Source organism: Kribbibacterium absianum (assembly GCF_030067705.1).
Taxonomy (GTDB): domain Bacteria; phylum Actinomycetota; class Coriobacteriia; order Coriobacteriales; family Atopobiaceae; genus Kribbibacterium; species Kribbibacterium absianum.
The window spans coordinates 211,614-226,157 of record NZ_JASJEX010000004.1 but is presented as its reverse complement, the minus strand read 5'-3'; the positions used below and the strand labels follow the sequence as shown (position 1 = coordinate 226,157).

15 protein-coding genes are annotated in these 14,544 nt (G+C 65.7%); 11 read left to right on the top strand and 4 right to left on the bottom strand.

Going from position 1 to position 14,544, the window contains the following annotated elements; all coding sequences use genetic code 11:
• The first annotated feature begins 8 nt into the window (after positions 1-8).
• The 6 genes from murJ to QJ043_RS08890 all read left to right on the top strand — a co-directional run bounded on the left by murJ (position 9) and on the right by QJ043_RS08890 (position 7,617).
• Entirely contained in the window at positions 9-2,258 is a 2,250-nt protein-coding gene (gene murJ, locus QJ043_RS08915; protein ID WP_283713356.1) for a lipid II flippase MurJ, read from the top strand.
• Between the two features lie 211 nt (positions 2,259-2,469).
• The gene (locus QJ043_RS08910; protein WP_283713355.1) at positions 2,470-3,726 is read left to right on the top strand and encodes a substrate-binding domain-containing protein; all 1,257 of its coding nucleotides are present in this window, start codon (positions 2,470-2,472) and stop codon (positions 3,724-3,726) included.
• Positions 3,727-3,898: 172 nt separating this feature from the next.
• Positions 3,899-4,783, top strand: a complete 885-nt coding sequence (locus QJ043_RS08905) for a branched-chain amino acid ABC transporter permease (protein ID WP_283713354.1) — start codon at positions 3,899-3,901, stop codon at positions 4,781-4,783.
• 9 nt (positions 4,784-4,792) lie between these two features.
• Positions 4,793-5,896, top strand: coding sequence for a branched-chain amino acid ABC transporter permease (locus QJ043_RS08900; RefSeq protein ID WP_283713353.1), 1,104 nt, complete (start codon positions 4,793-4,795; stop codon positions 5,894-5,896).
• A 176-nt stretch (positions 5,897-6,072) separates the two neighbouring features.
• Positions 6,073-6,900: an ABC transporter ATP-binding protein gene (locus QJ043_RS08895; RefSeq protein WP_283713406.1), complete on the top strand. Its 828-nt coding sequence runs from the start codon at positions 6,073-6,075 to the stop codon at positions 6,898-6,900.
• A 3-nt stretch (positions 6,901-6,903) separates the two neighbouring features.
• Positions 6,904-7,617: an ABC transporter ATP-binding protein gene (locus QJ043_RS08890; RefSeq protein WP_283713352.1), complete on the top strand. Its 714-nt coding sequence runs from the start codon at positions 6,904-6,906 to the stop codon at positions 7,615-7,617.
• A gap of 301 nt (positions 7,618-7,918) precedes the next feature.
• Here the strand turns inward: QJ043_RS08890 and QJ043_RS08885 are convergent, their stop codons facing one another.
• Both QJ043_RS08885 and QJ043_RS08880 read right to left on the bottom strand, forming a co-directional pair.
• Positions 7,919-8,641, bottom strand: a complete 723-nt coding sequence (locus QJ043_RS08885) for a B3/B4 domain-containing protein (protein WP_283713351.1) — start codon at positions 8,639-8,641, stop codon at positions 7,919-7,921.
• Between the two features lie 727 nt (positions 8,642-9,368).
• Positions 9,369-9,947 (bottom strand): xanthine phosphoribosyltransferase, encoded by a 579-nt coding sequence (locus tag QJ043_RS08880; RefSeq protein ID WP_283713350.1) that lies wholly within the window; start codon positions 9,945-9,947, stop codon positions 9,369-9,371.
• A gap of 172 nt (positions 9,948-10,119) precedes the next feature.
• On the opposite strand from QJ043_RS08880, the gene QJ043_RS08875 reads away from it, so the two are divergent.
• Both QJ043_RS08875 and QJ043_RS08870 read left to right on the top strand, forming a co-directional pair.
• Positions 10,120-10,428: a type II toxin-antitoxin system RelB/DinJ family antitoxin gene (locus QJ043_RS08875; protein WP_283713349.1), complete on the top strand. Its 309-nt coding sequence runs from the start codon at positions 10,120-10,122 to the stop codon at positions 10,426-10,428.
• Positions 10,421-10,843 carry a type II toxin-antitoxin system VapC family toxin gene (locus tag QJ043_RS08870; RefSeq protein ID WP_283713348.1) on the top strand — a complete coding sequence of 141 codons (423 nt, stop codon included), beginning with the start codon at positions 10,421-10,423 and terminating at the stop codon, positions 10,841-10,843. Before QJ043_RS08875 ends, QJ043_RS08870 begins: the two co-directional genes overlap by 8 nt.
• On the opposite strand, the gene QJ043_RS08865 is transcribed toward QJ043_RS08870, so the two are convergent.
• Positions 10,840-11,529 (bottom strand): lysoplasmalogenase family protein, encoded by a 690-nt coding sequence (locus QJ043_RS08865; protein ID WP_283713347.1) that lies wholly within the window; start codon positions 11,527-11,529, stop codon positions 10,840-10,842. The two genes, QJ043_RS08870 and QJ043_RS08865, sit on opposite strands and share 4 nt — an antisense overlap.
• 592 nt (positions 11,530-12,121) lie before the next feature.
• Here QJ043_RS08865 and infC point away from each other — a divergent pair.
• From infC to rplT, 3 genes are all read left to right on the top strand, one after another.
• On the top strand, positions 12,122-12,685 hold the full coding sequence (gene infC, locus QJ043_RS08860; RefSeq protein ID WP_283713405.1) for a translation initiation factor IF-3: 564 nt from the start codon (positions 12,122-12,124) through the stop codon (positions 12,683-12,685).
• A 1-nt stretch (position 12,686) separates the two neighbouring features.
• Positions 12,687-12,890: a 50S ribosomal protein L35 gene (rpmI, locus tag QJ043_RS08855; protein ID WP_283713346.1), complete on the top strand. Its 204-nt coding sequence runs from the start codon at positions 12,687-12,689 to the stop codon at positions 12,888-12,890.
• Between the two features lie 68 nt (positions 12,891-12,958).
• On the top strand, positions 12,959-13,324 hold the full coding sequence (gene rplT, locus QJ043_RS08850) for a 50S ribosomal protein L20 (RefSeq protein ID WP_283713345.1): 366 nt from the start codon (positions 12,959-12,961) through the stop codon (positions 13,322-13,324).
• 82 nt (positions 13,325-13,406) lie between these two features.
• Here rplT and QJ043_RS08845 read toward each other — a convergent pair whose 3' ends face one another.
• On the bottom strand, positions 13,407-14,384 hold the full coding sequence (locus QJ043_RS08845; RefSeq protein WP_283713344.1) for a glycosyltransferase family 2 protein: 978 nt from the start codon (positions 14,382-14,384) through the stop codon (positions 13,407-13,409).
• Between the last annotated feature and the right edge of the window lie 160 nt (positions 14,385-14,544).

Sequence of the window (14,544 nt, the reverse complement as noted above, 5' to 3'; positions counted from 1 at the left end):
GAGGCCCCGTGGCAAAGCACTTTGCACCCCAGACGCAGGCGGAGCCGTGGCCGGACGAGGGCACCGGCGCAATGCCGACGGCCCACGCGGGCGCGCCTGTGGATCCTGGCGAGACCGCGATGTGGGTGGCCTCCCTCGAGGCGTCGCGACGGGTGCAAAGGACGCCGGCGCATCGCTCGAGCGACGTTCCTCAGGGCGCGCACTTCCGACCGGGCCCTGAGGCCGACCTGGAGCCTGCCGACTCGACCGGGGTCTTCATGAAGGCTGCGGCGGGCGCACAGAACCGCCGCCGTGCACGCCGCACCCCGGGCAAGGCGGTCCATGTGAGCGAGGAGGGTCGCGCAAGGCTGCGGGACCTGGCCGTCGAGGAGGCCATGGCCGGGGTTCATGCCGCCGTCGCAGTGGACGTCGAAGGGGCGGAGGCGGTCCCGCCTGTGACGGACGGTCCGGGCCTTTCCCCGCAGGGCCTCGAGGAGGGGTCGCACGACGTGGCCCCCGGCGCCCCTGCGCTCACGGCCACCGAGGAGTGGGAGGCCATCGCGATGGAGCCCGACCTCGCGTACGGCGAGCCGGTGGACTCCATCGACGTGGGGGAGTTCCATGCGCCCGCAGACCTGGCCGAGGAGCCCCACGCGGTCGTGGCTGAAGGGGGCGACGAGCGCGAGGCCGAGGCCAGCGCATCCTCGACCGACCTGGAGAACCAGGTGGGACGGTCGTCCGCGGCCATGTCCGTCCTCGTGCTCATCAGCCGCCTCACCGGCTTTTTGCGGTCCTGGAGCCAGGCCTACGCCCTCGGCGTCACGGTCGTGGCCAGCTGCTACACGGTGGCGAACAACCTGCCGAGCCAGCTCTACGACCTCGTCGTGGGCGGGATGCTCGTCACGGCGTTCCTGCCCGTCTACATGTCGGTCAAGCGCAAGGCCGGCCGTGATGCCGCCAACCGCTACACCTCGAACCTCGTGAGCCTCGTGTCCATCCTGATGGGCGCGGTGACCGTGCTCGGCATCGTCTTCGCGTACCAGGTGGTCCTCACGCAGTCCGTGGGGGCGACGTCGGAGTTCGACTACGGGCTCGCCACCTACCTGTTCCGTTTCTTCGCGGTGGAGGTGCTGCTCTACGCGCTGTCGTCGATCTTCTCGGGCGTGCTCAACGCCGAGCGCGACTATCTTTGGTCCATGGCGGCGCCCATCTTCAACAACTTCATCTGCATGGCGTCGTTCTTTGGCTACGCGTTCTTCCTCGACTCCAACCCCACGCTGGCCGTGCTGCTGCTCGCCATCGGCAACCCGGCGGGCGTGCTCGTGCAGGTCCTCATGCTCGTGCCGTCGCTGCGCCGGCAGGGCATCAAGATCCGCCCCTATGTGGACCTGCACGACCCGGCCCTCAAGGAGACCCTCTCCATCGGCGTCCCGTCCATCGCGGTCACCATCTGCACGTTCGTCACGGTGTCCGTGCAGTCCAGCTGTGCGCTCCAAGTGACGGCGAGCGGTGCGGCGGTGATCTATTACGCGCGCCTGTGGTTCAGCCTGCCCTATGCGATCCTCGTCGTGCCCATCACCACGACGATGTTCACCGAGCTCTCGGAGCTCGCGTCCCGGAACGACACGGCCGGGTTCAAGCGCGGCATCGGGTCGGGCAGCGCGCGCATCCTCTTCTTCATGGCGCCGTTCGGGCTGTTCCTCATCGTGTTCGCGCCCGAGCTCATCTCGATGCTCAACTCCGGCAACTTCACCGCCGAGGAGACCTCGATGACGGCGCAGTACCTCTGCATGCTCGGGCTGGGTCTGCCGTTCTACGGGCTCTGCATGTACCTGCAGAAGATCTGCTCGGCCCAGCGGGCCATGACGTTCTACGCGGTGGCGAACATCGTGGGCTCGGCGATCCAGGTGGCCGTGTGCGTGTTCTGCACGCCGATCTGGGGGCTCAACATGGTGGGCCTCTCGTCCTCGATCTACTTCGTCGCGGTGGACGTCGTGACCTTCCTCTACCTGCGTCGGAAGATCGGCGCGCTGGGGCTCGGGGCCATGGCGGGGTCGTTCGTCCGGTCGTTTGCCGTGGGCGTTGCCGGCGCAGCCGTTGGCGGGGCGATCCTCTGGGCCTGTGGCACCTACCTCGGGCTCACGGCCACGGGGCTGCTCACCGGGCTCATCCTCTGCGTGCTCGGCGGCGTTCCGGCGCTGCTCGTGACCTACGGGCTGGCGCTCGCGCTCAAGATGCCGGAGGCGCGCTTCCTCCGCTCGCTGCTCGGCCGCGCCTAGCCCTCGCGATTGTCTGACGACCCCTGCGGGCCCCGCCTCCCGCGTGGGTGAACTCTCTGTTTCAGGGCGGTTTTAACAGGGACCACAAAACATTCGCGCGGCGCGCGAGCCGCTACCATTTGCCCCAATTATCCGCGCGTTCACCGATGCATCGAATCCAGGGCTCGCCCTGGCAGCAGGCTCAGGAGCGCACGACAGGGGGAGAGAAACCATGGGTATGCAGTTCACCCGCCGCAACTTCCTGCAGGGCACCGCCGTTGCCGTGAGCGCGATCGCACTGGCCGGCTGCGGCAACAGCAACGACGGATCGGGCGCCAGCTCTGACGCCGACTCGGGCACCGTCTCCGGTGACACCTCGGGCGACGCCTTCAAGCTGGGCGGCATCGGCCCCCTGACCGGTGGCGCCGCCATCTACGGCACCGCCTGCAAGTACGGCGCCCAGGTGGCCGTCGATGAGCTCAACGCCGCGGGCGGCGCCCAGCTGGAGCTCAACTTCCAGGACGACGAGCACAACCCCGAGAAGTCCGTCAACGCCTACAACACCCTCAAGGACTGGGGCATGCAGGTGCTGATCGGCACCACCACCACCGGCCCCTGCGTGTCGGTCTCCAAGGAGGCCAACGCCGACAACATCTTCGAGATCACGCCGTCCGCCAGCTCCACGGACGTCATCGGCGGCCAGCCGGACACCGACGGCAACATCACCGAGCAGCGCAAGGGCAACGTCTTCCAGATGTGCTTCACGGACCCCAACCAGGGCACCGCCTCCGCCGAGTACATCAAGGACAAGAACCTCGGCACGAAGATCGCCGTCATCTACAATAACTCCGACGCCTACTCCAAGGGCATCTACATCAAGTTCAAGGCCGAGGCCGCGAAGCTGGGGCTCGACATCGTGTCCGAGACCTCCTTCACGGACGACTCCGCCACGGACTTCAAGACGCAGCTCAACGACGCCAAGGACAAGGGGGCGGACCTCGTCTTCCTGCCCATCTACTACCAGCCGGCGTCCCTGATCCTCAAGCAGGCCAAGGACATGGGCTATGCGCCCAAGTTCTTCGGCGTCGACGGCATGGACGGCATCCTGGGCCTCGAGGGCTTCGACACCTCGTTGGCCGAGGGCGTCATGCTGCTGACCCCGTTCGTGGCGACCGCTGACGACGAGAAGACCAAGAAGTTCGTCGAGGAGTACAAGAAGGTCTCCGGCTCCGATGAGAACCCCAACCAGTTCGCGGCGGACGCCTACGACTGCGTGTGCGTGGTGAAGCAGGCCCTGGAGAACGCCGAGTGCACGCCGGACATGAGCGCCTCCGACATCTGCGACAAGCTGGTGGCGGCCATCACGGCGCCGGACTTCAAGTACTCCGGCCTCACCGGCGAGGACATGACCTGGACGGACAGCGGCGAGGTGACCAAGACCCCCAAGGGCATGATCATCCAGTCGGGCCAGTACCAGCCGCTGGACTAAGGGGCGCTCACCGCAGGGGCGGGCGCGTCTGGTCCGATGTGTTTCGGCTCTTTCACGCGGGTTAATTCCGTTTAACGGTGCGGGAGGCCGTCCTGTGGGGGCGGCCTCCCTTCGCGCAATCTAGCACGAGTTTTGTAGGCACATCCAGGAGACGGAGAAAAGGAGGGAAGGCATGGATTTCCTCACGAACCTGATCAACGGCATCAGCCTGGGGAGCATCTACGCGATCATCGCCCTCGGCTACACGATGGTGTACGGCATCGCGAAGATGCTGAACTTCGCCCACGGCGACGTGATCATGGTCGGCGGCTACATCTGCTTCATGACGCTCAACGCGCTGGGGCTGAACCCGCTCATCGGCATCCTCGCGGCCGTCGTCGGCTGCACCCTTCTCGGCATCTGCATCGAGCGCATCGCGTACAAGCCGTTGCGCCAGAGCCCGAGCCTGACGGTGCTCATCACAGCCATCGGCGTCTCCTATCTCCTGCAGAACCTGGCGCTGCTCATCTGGGGCGCGAACCCCAAGGTCTTCCCGTCCGTCGTCGGCGGCTCCGGCCCGATCATGCTGTTCGACGGGCAGCTCGTCATCTCGATGGAGACCATCGTCACGATCGTGGTCTGCGCTGTGATCATGGTGGCCCTCGTGCTCTTCACGTCGAAGACCAAGATGGGCAAGGCCATGCGCGCCTGTTCCGAGGACCCCGGCGCGGCGCGGCTCATGGGCATCAACGTGGACACCACCATCTCCACGACCTTCGCCATCGGCTCCGGCCTCGCCGCCATCGCCGGCGTGCTCATGATGAGCGCCTACCCGAGCCTCGTGCCCACCACCGGATCGATGCCCGGCATCAAGGCGTTCACTGCGGCCGTCTTCGGCGGCATCGGCTCCATCCCGGGCGCGGTGCTCGGCGGCGTACTGCTCGGCATCATCGAGGTCTTCGCGAAGGCCTATATCGGCACGCAGTTCGCCGACGCCATCGTGTTCGCCGTGCTGATCGTCGTCCTGCTCATCAAGCCGAGCGGCCTGCTCGGCAAGTACGTGCCCGAGAAGGTGTAGGTGAGCGCCATGGCAAAGGAAACCACTGCGGCGGCCGTGCCGACCAAGGACCGGCTGCTCAAGGCCCTCACGGGCAACCTGGGCACCTACCTGATCGTGGTCGCGTTCTTCGTGATCATCGAGGCCATGATCGCCGGCAAGTCCATCACGAGCGCGTTCCAGGGCCAGCTCGTGCCCATCTGCGTGTACGTGAGCGCCGCCCTCTCGCTCAACCTGGTGGTCGGCGTGTCCGGCGAGCTGTCGCTCGGCCACGCGGGCTTCATGTCCGTCGGCGCCTTCTCGGGCGCGATTCTCAGCTCCGTGCTGATGGACGCGGTGCCGGACCCGGCGCTCAGGCTCCTGCTGTGCATCATCACCGGCGGCATCTTTGGCGCCATCTTCGGCGCGATTGTCGGGGTGCCGGTCATGCGGCTCTCTGGCGACTACCTGGCGATCGTCACCCTGGCCTTTGGCGAGATCATCAAGAACCTGCTCAACAACCTGTACGTGGGCCACGACGCCGCCGGCCTGCACTTCTCGATGACGGACACCACGTCGCTCGGCATGACCAACGGAACGGTCGTCGTCAACGGGCCCCAGGGCGCCGTGGGCATCACGAAGATCTCCACGTTCGTGGCCGGCACGCTCCTGGTGCTCTTCACGCTCTTCGTCGTGCTCAACCTCATGAAGAGCCGGTCCGGGCGCGCGATCATGGCCGTCCGTGACAACAAGATCGCCGCGGAGGCCGTGGGCATCAACGTCACCAAGTACCGCCTCATGGCCTTTGTGGTGGCGGCCGCCCTTGCCGGCATGGCGGGCGCCCTCTACGCGATGAACTTCTCGTCGGTGGTCCCGAGCCGCTTCGACTACAACACGTCGATCCTCATCCTCGTGTACGTGGTGCTCGGCGGCATCGGATCGATGCGCGGCTCTGTGATCGCGGCGGCCATCCTCACGGTGCTCCCGGAGACGCTCCGCTTCATGGCGGACTACCGCATGTTGATCTACGCCGTCGTGCTGATCGCCGTGATGGTGCTTCCCAACATCCCTGCCGTGGCGAGCCTCATGGAGAAGGTCAAGGAAGCCATGCCCTGGAACAAGCGCACGACCGCTGAGGAAGGGGGCGCCCAGTGAGCCCGACCACGCAGAACCCAGACAGCGAGAAGAAGACCTACCGGGCGCAGGCCGAGCGCGCCAAGACGGGGGAGACCTCCGAGAAGAAGACCTACGCCGCTCAGGCCGCCAAGGCCCACGACAAGGACGCGCCGGGCACCGCTCCTGTGGCGGGGCCGGTGGACAAGGGCGCCCGCATGGTGCCGCTCCCGAGCGACGGCATCGTCCCGGAGCGCGACCTGTACTCCACGCCGGTGCTCGAGTGCCGGCACCTCGGCATCGACTTCGGCGGCCTGCACGCGGTGGAGGACTTCAACCTGATCGTGGGCAAGACCGAGATCGCCGGCCTCATCGGCCCCAACGGCGCCGGCAAGACCACGGTGTTCAACCTGCTCACCAAGGTGTACCAGCCCACCCGGGGCACGATCCTGCTCGACGGCAAGGACACGAGCGGCATGAACACGGCGCGCCTCTCCCGCGAGGGCGTCGCGCGCACGTTCCAGAACATCCGCCTCTTCAGCTCGATGACCGTGGAGGAGAACGTCACCATCGGCCTCCACAACGCGGTGCCGTACGGCATGTGGTCCGGCATCCTGCGCCTGCCCAAGTACTGGGTCTCCGAGCACAAGCTGCACGAGAGGGCCATGGAGCTGCTCGACGTGTTCGACATGACCGGCGTGGCCAACGTGGAGGCCGGCAACCTGCCCTACGGCGCACAGCGGCGCCTGGAGATCGTGCGCGCGCTGGCCACGGGCCCCAAGCTGTTGCTGCTCGACGAGCCGGCGGCCGGCATGAACCCGTCCGAGACGGCCGAGCTGATGGAGAACATCCGCAAGATCCGCGACGACTTCCAGATCGCGGTGCTCCTCATCGAGCACGACATGGACCTCGTGATGGGCATCTGCGAGGGCATCGCGGTGCTCAACTACGGCAAGATCATCGCCAAGGGCACGCCGGCCGAGATCCAGGGCAACCCGCAGGTGATCGAGGCCTATCTGGGCTCCGACGCGACGAAGGAGGCGTAAGCGATGGCGAACCCGCTGCTCAAGGTGGACGACCTCCACGTGTACTACGGCAACATCCACGCCATCAAGGGCGTCTCCTTCGAGGTGAACGAGGGCGAGATCGTGTCGCTGATCGGTGCGAACGGCGCCGGCAAGACGACGACGCTCAACACCGTCGCCGGCTTGTTGAAGGCGCGCAAGGGCACCATCGAGTTCCAGGGCGAGAACCTGCAGCACGTGCCCGCGCACAAGGTGGTCAACCGCGGCATGGCCCTCTGCCCCGAGGGCAGGCGCGTGTTCCTCAACATGACGGTGCGCGAGAACCTCGAGATGGGCGCCTACACGAGAAACGACGCCGAGGCGAAGGAGACCATCGAGACGGTTTTCGAGCGCTTCCCGCTCCTCAAGGAGCGCGCGTGGCAGCGCGCCGGCACGCTCTCCGGCGGTGAGCAGCAGATGCTCGCGATGGGCCGCGCGATGATGTCGAGGCCCTCGCTGCTGATGCTCGACGAGCCGTCGATGGGTCTCGCGCCCATTCTCGTGGACGAGATCTTCGACATCATCAAGGCACTGCACAATGCCGGGACCACGATCCTTCTGGTGGAGCAGAACGCCTCGAAGGCGCTCTCGATCGCCGACCGCGCCTATGTGCTCGAGACGGGCAACGTCTCGATGGAGGGCCCGGCGGCCGAACTGGCGAACGACGACCGCGTGCGCAAGGCCTATCTCGGCGGCTAATGGCAATGAGTCGCCATCCGACGGGTTGTGACTCATAGATGGATGTGAATGGGGGCGCTGCCGGTCTGGTAGCGCCCCTATGTGCTTGGGCTCAGTGCCCCGAATCTGCTCGCTCGCGCCGGCGCGCCGATACGGGGTCAACTGTTGCGGGATTTGCCCCATCTCGACCCCAGGACGGGCGGGGAACCGGTGTCGCGCCGGAATCCTGACGATAGGAGGTAAACAGTTCGACGGCCTGCCCCGAGACGTGCTTCTCGCGCGAGGAGGCCAATCCGGGGCTCCCCGGCGTCCGTCCCTTTGTCTAGTCCAGCGGCATCGTGGGGTTGTCGCGGGTGAGGATTTGCTTCTCGACCACCGCGCCACCCAGGTACTTCGTCACCAGGCCCGCCAGCTCGTCAATTGCGGCGACGAGGTCGCCGGCGCGCTCCGGGTCCACGGACTCGATCACGAGGAAGGCGTTCGCGGAGTCGTCGTCGAGCGCCGTTCGCTGCCCGTCGCGCCAGTTGAGGCAACGGCACACCGCGCCCGCATCGTCCCGGTAGCAGACCTCGCCGGGCAGCGTGGGGTCGTCCTTCTCCTCGCCAAGGCCGCGGAACGCGTCGCCGCCCTCGGTTGTGCCCAGCCGCAGGTCGCCCTCGAACGCGTCCACGTTCTCGCCGCCCACGGGCAATGCGTACGTGAGCGAGATCACGTTGTAGAGGTCCACGGACGGGGTGATCGGCCCCACGGGCCGGTCCTTGTGCACGCGCTTCAGCAGGTTCTCGATCGAGACGCGGGCCCCGCGCTTGGTCTTGAACTTCTGGTAGGCCTCGCGCCACACCTTCACCGGGCGGTTCTCGGACAGGGTGGGGGAGTCCAGGTGCCTCTCGGCGGCGCGGTTGGCGTCGGACAGGAGCTTCTCGATCTCTGCGCGCTCCTCGTCCGTCACCTCGCTGGCCGGCTTCATGCCGCGCACCACCACTGCTCCGATGGAAGCGTCGGGGAACAGCTCCCAAAACGAGTCTTCGACCACAAACCGAGCCATGACAGAGCCTCTCTCCTCGCTGGGACAGACGATAAACACGGAAAGTATAGGAGACAAAAACCGCAGGTACAACGCGCGTGTGCAGTTCCTGTTGCCAGTGTATCGCGCATCGGCCGAACATTTCGCGCCTGTAACAAAGCTGGAATGTCGAACCGGCTGTGAACCCCCGCTGGGCGAGGGCGCCCGAGTGGAGTCGCAAGCGACCTGTGCAGGGCGCAGGTTGGAGCCTGGAACGTGTGCGCCGCACAGATCGCGTTGATCGGAAAAGCGAACCCGTGCGCGGCATGGGACGACTTGCGGGCCCTGCGCGTGGCACAGGTCCTCTCAGCCGGCGTGGCCGAGACATGCGCCGCACAAGTCGGATTTTCCGATCCGGCCTAGACGTGCGCCGCACAGGTTGCCTCGATAAGGGTGCGCGAACCTGTGCGCGGCACGAGACTGTGTCCGAACACTGCGCGTCGCACAGGTTGTCCCGATCGGAAAAGCGAACCTGTGCGTGGCATGGGACGAATGGCGGGCTATGTGCGCCGCACAGGTTCTCCTAGTCGGGGAAACCGAGATACGCGCCGCACAAGTCGGCCTTTCCGATCCAGCCTAGACAAGCGCCGCATAGGTTGCCCCGATCGGAAAAGCGAACCTGCGCTCCGCACAAGTCGTCGGGTGCCCATGCAAAAGAGCCGAGACGTTTTCCACGCCCCGGCCCTCTGGTACGTCTCGTGTTGCTCGGCTAGTGCCGGAAGACGATCTCGCCCGTGTCCGCATTCATCGCGTCCACGATGGCCAGCGACTCTAGGCGGTACCCGCGCTCGCGGAGGTCGTCGCCGCCCGGCTGGAAGCCCTTCTCGATGGCGATGCCGATGCCCTCGATCGTTGCGCCGGCCTGGGTCACGAGGTCGATCAGGCCGTTGAGCGCGCAGCCGTTCGCGAGGAAGTCGTCGATGATCAGCACGTGGTCGTCCGGTGAGATGAACTTCTTGGACACGATCACGTCGTAGGTGCGCTTGTGCGTGTAGCTCACGATTTGCGTGGTGTAGAGGTCGCCATCGAGGTTGATGGACTGGGCCTTCTTGGCGAAGACCATCGGAACGCCCAGCTGCTCGGCGACGATGCTCGCGATGGCGATGCCGGAGGCCTCGATGGTGAGCACTTTGGTGATGGGGCAGTCAGCGAAGAGCCGACAGAACTCGTCGGCCATCGCATGGATCAGCTCGATGTCCACTTGGTGATTCAAGAAGTTGTCCACTTTGAGGACGTTGCCGGGCTTGACCGTTCCGTCGCGCAGAATGCGCTCCTCCAGCAGCTCCATGGGACCTCCGGTTCCTCGCCGATTGAGAGTGATTGCATCAGGATAAAACAGGGAGCCTTCAGGGACGCCTCAGATGCTGAAAAACGCAGTACCGAGAAATCTCGCGGTCACGCGTCGTGTCGGTGTCTACAGAAGGTGGGAAAATGTAGACAATCAGATGAGAGGGGTGGACATGTCGCAGGCAACAGTGGTGCGCGAGAAGACAGCGGTCGTGTCCGGGCGCGTGGAGGAGAGCCGCAAACACCGGGTCGATATGGTCTTCGAAGGAGCCGGCACCTCAGGTTCTGAGCAGATTCGGCTCATGTACGAGTACGTCGACAGGACTGGCGAGGTTCCGAATTATGAGGAGCTGGCAGACCAGGCAAGACGGGCAGCGGCGGCGCGCGAAGTTTTGGCTCTTACCGAAGGCTGGTATGCGCCCGAACTCGTTGACAAGGATGCGAAAGAGCTCCAAGTCGAGCGGGCGGCCTCCTATGTTTAAAGCCCTCCTGGACACGAACATCCTCGTCGACATGGCCTTCAGGGGAAGGCCGGACCACGAAGCCGCGCGGGAGGTCTTCCGCAGGGCCGAACAGGGCCAGTTGTCGTTGGCCTGTGGCGCGGACTCCCTGGCTGTGTTCGCGTACTCCGCTGGGCGACACTATGCGACCCGCGAGCAAGTGCAGAGCGTGCTCAGGGGTCTGGTGGAACTGCTCGAAGTGGTGCCTCTCGATGCCCGGCTGATCTCCTCGGCTCTGGACCTCGACGAACCCGACCTGGACGACCAGATCGTTCACGCATCGTTTCTCGCGTGCGGAGCCGACGTGCTGGTCTCTCGCGACGCCGAGGCGTTCGAAGGCCTGGCCAAAGTGGCAGCACCGCGGCTCCTTGGGATGCTGGGAGCCTGCGAGCGCTAGGCCGGCAGCCACAGTGACGCGGCCACCAAGAGCTGTGCAGCGTAGTAGATGGCCAAATTGAACGGTCGGGGAGGCCGTCCGGGCTGGAGGCTGTAGCCGTTCAGCACCATGCAGGCGTCGCTCAACTCGAACGTCACGGCGCCGATCGCCATGCAGACAGACTGCGGGCTGGGGGAGAAGACAGCCCAGGCGATGGCGGCTGCGGACATGGTGCTGACCACGACCAGGTAGCTGTAGCCCAGGCGGCCGATGAGCGGGGTCGGCGCCTTGACCCGTTTGGCGAAGAACGGCCAGAGCACGGCGCAGATTGCTGCCGACAAAAGCACGGTGGCCAGCACGTTCGCGCCAACGCCGAGCAGGGCCGCGAGGTACAGCACGTGACCAAGCGCGAACGCGACGATTCCCACGCCGAGGAACACGTTCTTGGCCGTGCCCTCGCAGAGGTGCCGTGCGGCCATCAGGACATCGCCAAGCGCGCCGGCCACGAGCCCTGCCGCGACCGTCCAAGCGAACAGGGAAGGGCTTCCAGCGGCGCCGAGCAGTCCGACAGCCGCGAACAGCGCCGAGGCTGCGCCCTTGAGCGGCACGGCTCGTCGCAGCGCGCCCCTGCGGTCCGTGACAATGAACCAGGCGTCCATCAGCACGCCGAGGACACCGAGCACCCACGCGCACACCACGCCGGACACAGTGCACCCCTCCCTACGGTTGGCACAGGATGGTGGCACAGGAAACGGGGGACTTCAAACAGCGCGTTCCGGCCGGTCGTTTGCGCGGAACCGTTTCCCCGCAATGAGTTGCGGGGAAACGGTTCTCCACAACCCATGTCTGCGGCAAAACAGTAGGAAACGCATGAGGACAAGGCCACTGGGCCGTCATTTCCGCGCAACCGGCCCGGGAGTTTTGCGGACAATCGATTCCGCGCACGTCCGCAGCGGGCGGGAGGGCGCCCCCCCAGAGCTCGCCCCTCCAAAGCGCGCCACCCCACGAGCCGTCGCGCCGGGAGGCGGTCTCGCGCAGTTCTTGTGCGCCGAGCCCCCGCACGTGCGTACGTGCTATCATCCAAGTCCGTTGCGCGAACTCTGCGCACCCAAGCGGGATGTCGCGAAAGCCCCGTCCCCACCTGATCGGCGCCACCGAAGGCTGCTGACTGGTCCTCACAATGCAACTGCACCAGGGCTCTGCGCCCTGTCCTTTGGCTGTGATGACCGGTGGCTCCCGAGCGCACCGGTTTTTTGTTACACAACGGCCGACAAGGCCACGAAAGGAAGGTGTACCGCTATAGCCAAGAACGACGGGCCGCGCATCAACGGCCAGATCAACGCCAGGACCTGCCGCCTCATTGGGGTGGACGGCTCGCAGCTGGGTCTCTTCGGGATCCGTGACGCGCTGCGCATCGCCGAGGACCAGAACCTCGACCTGGTGGAGATCGCCCCCAACGCCGATCCCCCGGTCTGCAAGGTCATGGACTACGGCAAGTACAAGTACGAGCAGGCCATCAAGGCCAAGGCCGCTCGTAAGAACCAGCAGCGGGTCGAGATCAAAGAGATGAAGTTCCGACCCAAGATCGATAAGGGCGACTACGAGACCAAGAAGGGTCACGTGATGCGCTTCCTCAAGAAGGGCGCCCGCGTCAAGATCACGATCATGTTCCGCGGCCGCGAGATGGCGCACCCGGAGGAGGGCCGCAAGATCCTCGACCGGCTCGCTGAGGACCTGCGCCCTTACGCGACCGTTGAGCAGCAGCCCAAGATGGAGGGCCGCAACATGCACATGCTCGTCGCCCCCATCAAGGGCGCCTTCGACGAGAAGGAGCCCGAGGGCAAGGACAAGAAGGAGAACTAGCATGCCCAAGATGAAGACCCACAAGGGTACCGCCAAGCGCTTCCGCCGCACCGGCACCGGCAAGATCATGCGCGCCCGCGCCTTCAAGAGCCACATCCTCACCAAGAAGTCGCCGAAGCGCATCCGCAACTTCCGCAAGGAAGAGGTGCTCGACAAGGCCGACGTGAAGACCGTCGAGCAGCGCATGGGCAAGGGCCGTCAGTAAGCCCCACAGCCACGAATCTTTAGCAGCAAGGGGCCGAGAACCTCGCCCTGTTTTAGGAGTTGATAGACATGGCACGAGTCAAGCGCGCAGTGATGGCCAAGAAGAAGCGCCGCACCCTCCAGGAGCGCACCAAGGGCTACTACGGCACCTCCAGCCGCACCCTCCGCGGCATGAAGGAGCAGAGCCGCCACTCCATGCAGTACCAGTACCGCGACCGTCGCAACAAGAAGCGCGACATCCGCAAGCTCTGGATCCAGCGCATCAACGCGGCCGCCCGCATGAACGACATGAACTACTCCAACTTCGTGCACGGCCTCAAGCTGGCCGGCGTGGAGCTGGACCGCAAGGTGCTCTCCCAGATCGCCTACGAGGACGCCGACACCTTCGCGCAACTGGCCGAGGTCGCCAAGAAGGCCCTCGCCGAGGCGGAGTAGCCAGCGGCTCATCCGAGAAACAAGAACCGCCCGAGAAGGAAGGCCTTCTCGGGCGGTTTTTCTTATTGCGATATAAGCTGCGTCACCGGTCGCGCATCTCCCGCTCGTACTCGCGGTACACGTCCAGCTCCCACTGCTTGCGGGCCGCCTTGGCCGTGGTCTCGAGGATGAGGCCGCAGACCAGGCTCAGCGCTCCGCACCCACAGAGGGCAGTCGCAACCACGGCGGTCGGGAGGCGGGGCACCAGGCCGGTCCTGGCGAACTCCGCGACCACCGGGATGCCGACGACGAGGCCGACGAGGACGAGCAGCGCCGCGAAGAGCCCGAAGAAGGCCATGGGCCGGTACTCCTTGAAGAGGCTCGCGATGGATGATAGCACCTTCACGCCGTCGCCGACGGTGTCCAGCTTGGAGACCGACCCCTCGGGGCGGTCGCGGTAGTCGATGGGCACGTCGACGATGCGCCAGCGGCGATCCACGGCGAAGATGGAGATCTCGGTCTCCACCTGGAAGCCGGGGGAGAGCACGGGGCAGGTTTTCACGAAGGCGCGGGTGAACCCGCGGTAGCCGGTCATCACGTCGTCGAAGGCGTAGCCGTAGATGGCCTTGATGAGCCACCGGACCAGGTCGTTGCCGAAGCCGTGCATGGCCCGGGTGTTCTCCTCGGCGTAGGTGCCGTTCGAGAGGCGGTCGCCCACGGTCATGTCCGCGGTGCCGTTCGCGAGGGGCTCGAGCAGCGACCGCGCGGCTTCTGCGGGGTAGGTGTCGTCGCCGTCCACCATCAGGTAGTAGTCCGCGTCGACATCCCGGAACATCTGGCGCACGACGTTGCCCTTGCCCTGGCGGGGCTCGACGTGCACGACCGCCCCGTGCTCGCGGGCGATGTCCGCGGTGCCGTCGGTCGAGTTGTTGTCGTAGACGTAGATGGTGGCGCCCGGGAGCGCCGCGCGGAAGTCGTCGACCACCTTGGCGATGGTTACGGACTCGTTGTAGCAGGGGACGAGGACGGCCACGGAGGCCTGGTTGAGCGGCTTGGGGGTGAAACAGACGGGCGAGGCCATGAGCATTTCCTTCTGTCCGGGCTGTGAGCGTCCATGATGATACTGGCAACGGCAAACTAACGAGGAACCTGCACGCCAACTGCGCACGAGCCCCGTCCGGCGCGGCGCAGTGGGGGATCATCTCCTTGAACAACCGATGAAAGGCTTCCATGCCCCGTTC

What these genes read in the sequence shown, in the direction of transcription:
- QJ043_RS08845 (WP_283713344.1), bottom strand. Translation starts at nt 14,384, where the DNA reads ATGGCCTCGCCCGTCTGTTTCACCCCCAAGCCGCTCAACCAGGCCTCC.
- rplT (WP_283713345.1), top strand. Translation starts at nt 12,959, where the DNA reads ATGGCACGAGTCAAGCGCGCAGTGATGGCCAAGAAGAAGCGCCGCACC.
- QJ043_RS08885 (WP_283713351.1), bottom strand. Translation starts at nt 8,641, where the DNA reads ATGGCTCGGTTTGTGGTCGAAGACTCGTTTTGGGAGCTGTTCCCCGAC.
- QJ043_RS08895 (WP_283713406.1), top strand. Translation starts at nt 6,073, where the DNA reads ATGGTGCCGCTCCCGAGCGACGGCATCGTCCCGGAGCGCGACCTGTAC.
- QJ043_RS08910 (WP_283713355.1), top strand. Translation starts at nt 2,470, where the DNA reads ATGGGTATGCAGTTCACCCGCCGCAACTTCCTGCAGGGCACCGCCGTT.
- QJ043_RS08890 (WP_283713352.1), top strand. Translation starts at nt 6,904, where the DNA reads ATGGCGAACCCGCTGCTCAAGGTGGACGACCTCCACGTGTACTACGGC.
- QJ043_RS08900 (WP_283713353.1), top strand. Translation starts at nt 4,793, where the DNA reads ATGGCAAAGGAAACCACTGCGGCGGCCGTGCCGACCAAGGACCGGCTG.
- QJ043_RS08905 (WP_283713354.1), top strand. Translation starts at nt 3,899, where the DNA reads ATGGATTTCCTCACGAACCTGATCAACGGCATCAGCCTGGGGAGCATC.
- QJ043_RS08870 (WP_283713348.1), top strand. Translation starts at nt 10,421, where the DNA reads ATGTTTAAAGCCCTCCTGGACACGAACATCCTCGTCGACATGGCCTTC.
- QJ043_RS08875 (WP_283713349.1), top strand. Translation starts at nt 10,120, where the DNA reads ATGTCGCAGGCAACAGTGGTGCGCGAGAAGACAGCGGTCGTGTCCGGG.
- rpmI (WP_283713346.1), top strand. Translation starts at nt 12,687, where the DNA reads ATGCCCAAGATGAAGACCCACAAGGGTACCGCCAAGCGCTTCCGCCGC.
- QJ043_RS08880 (WP_283713350.1), bottom strand. Translation starts at nt 9,947, where the DNA reads ATGGAGCTGCTGGAGGAGCGCATTCTGCGCGACGGAACGGTCAAGCCC.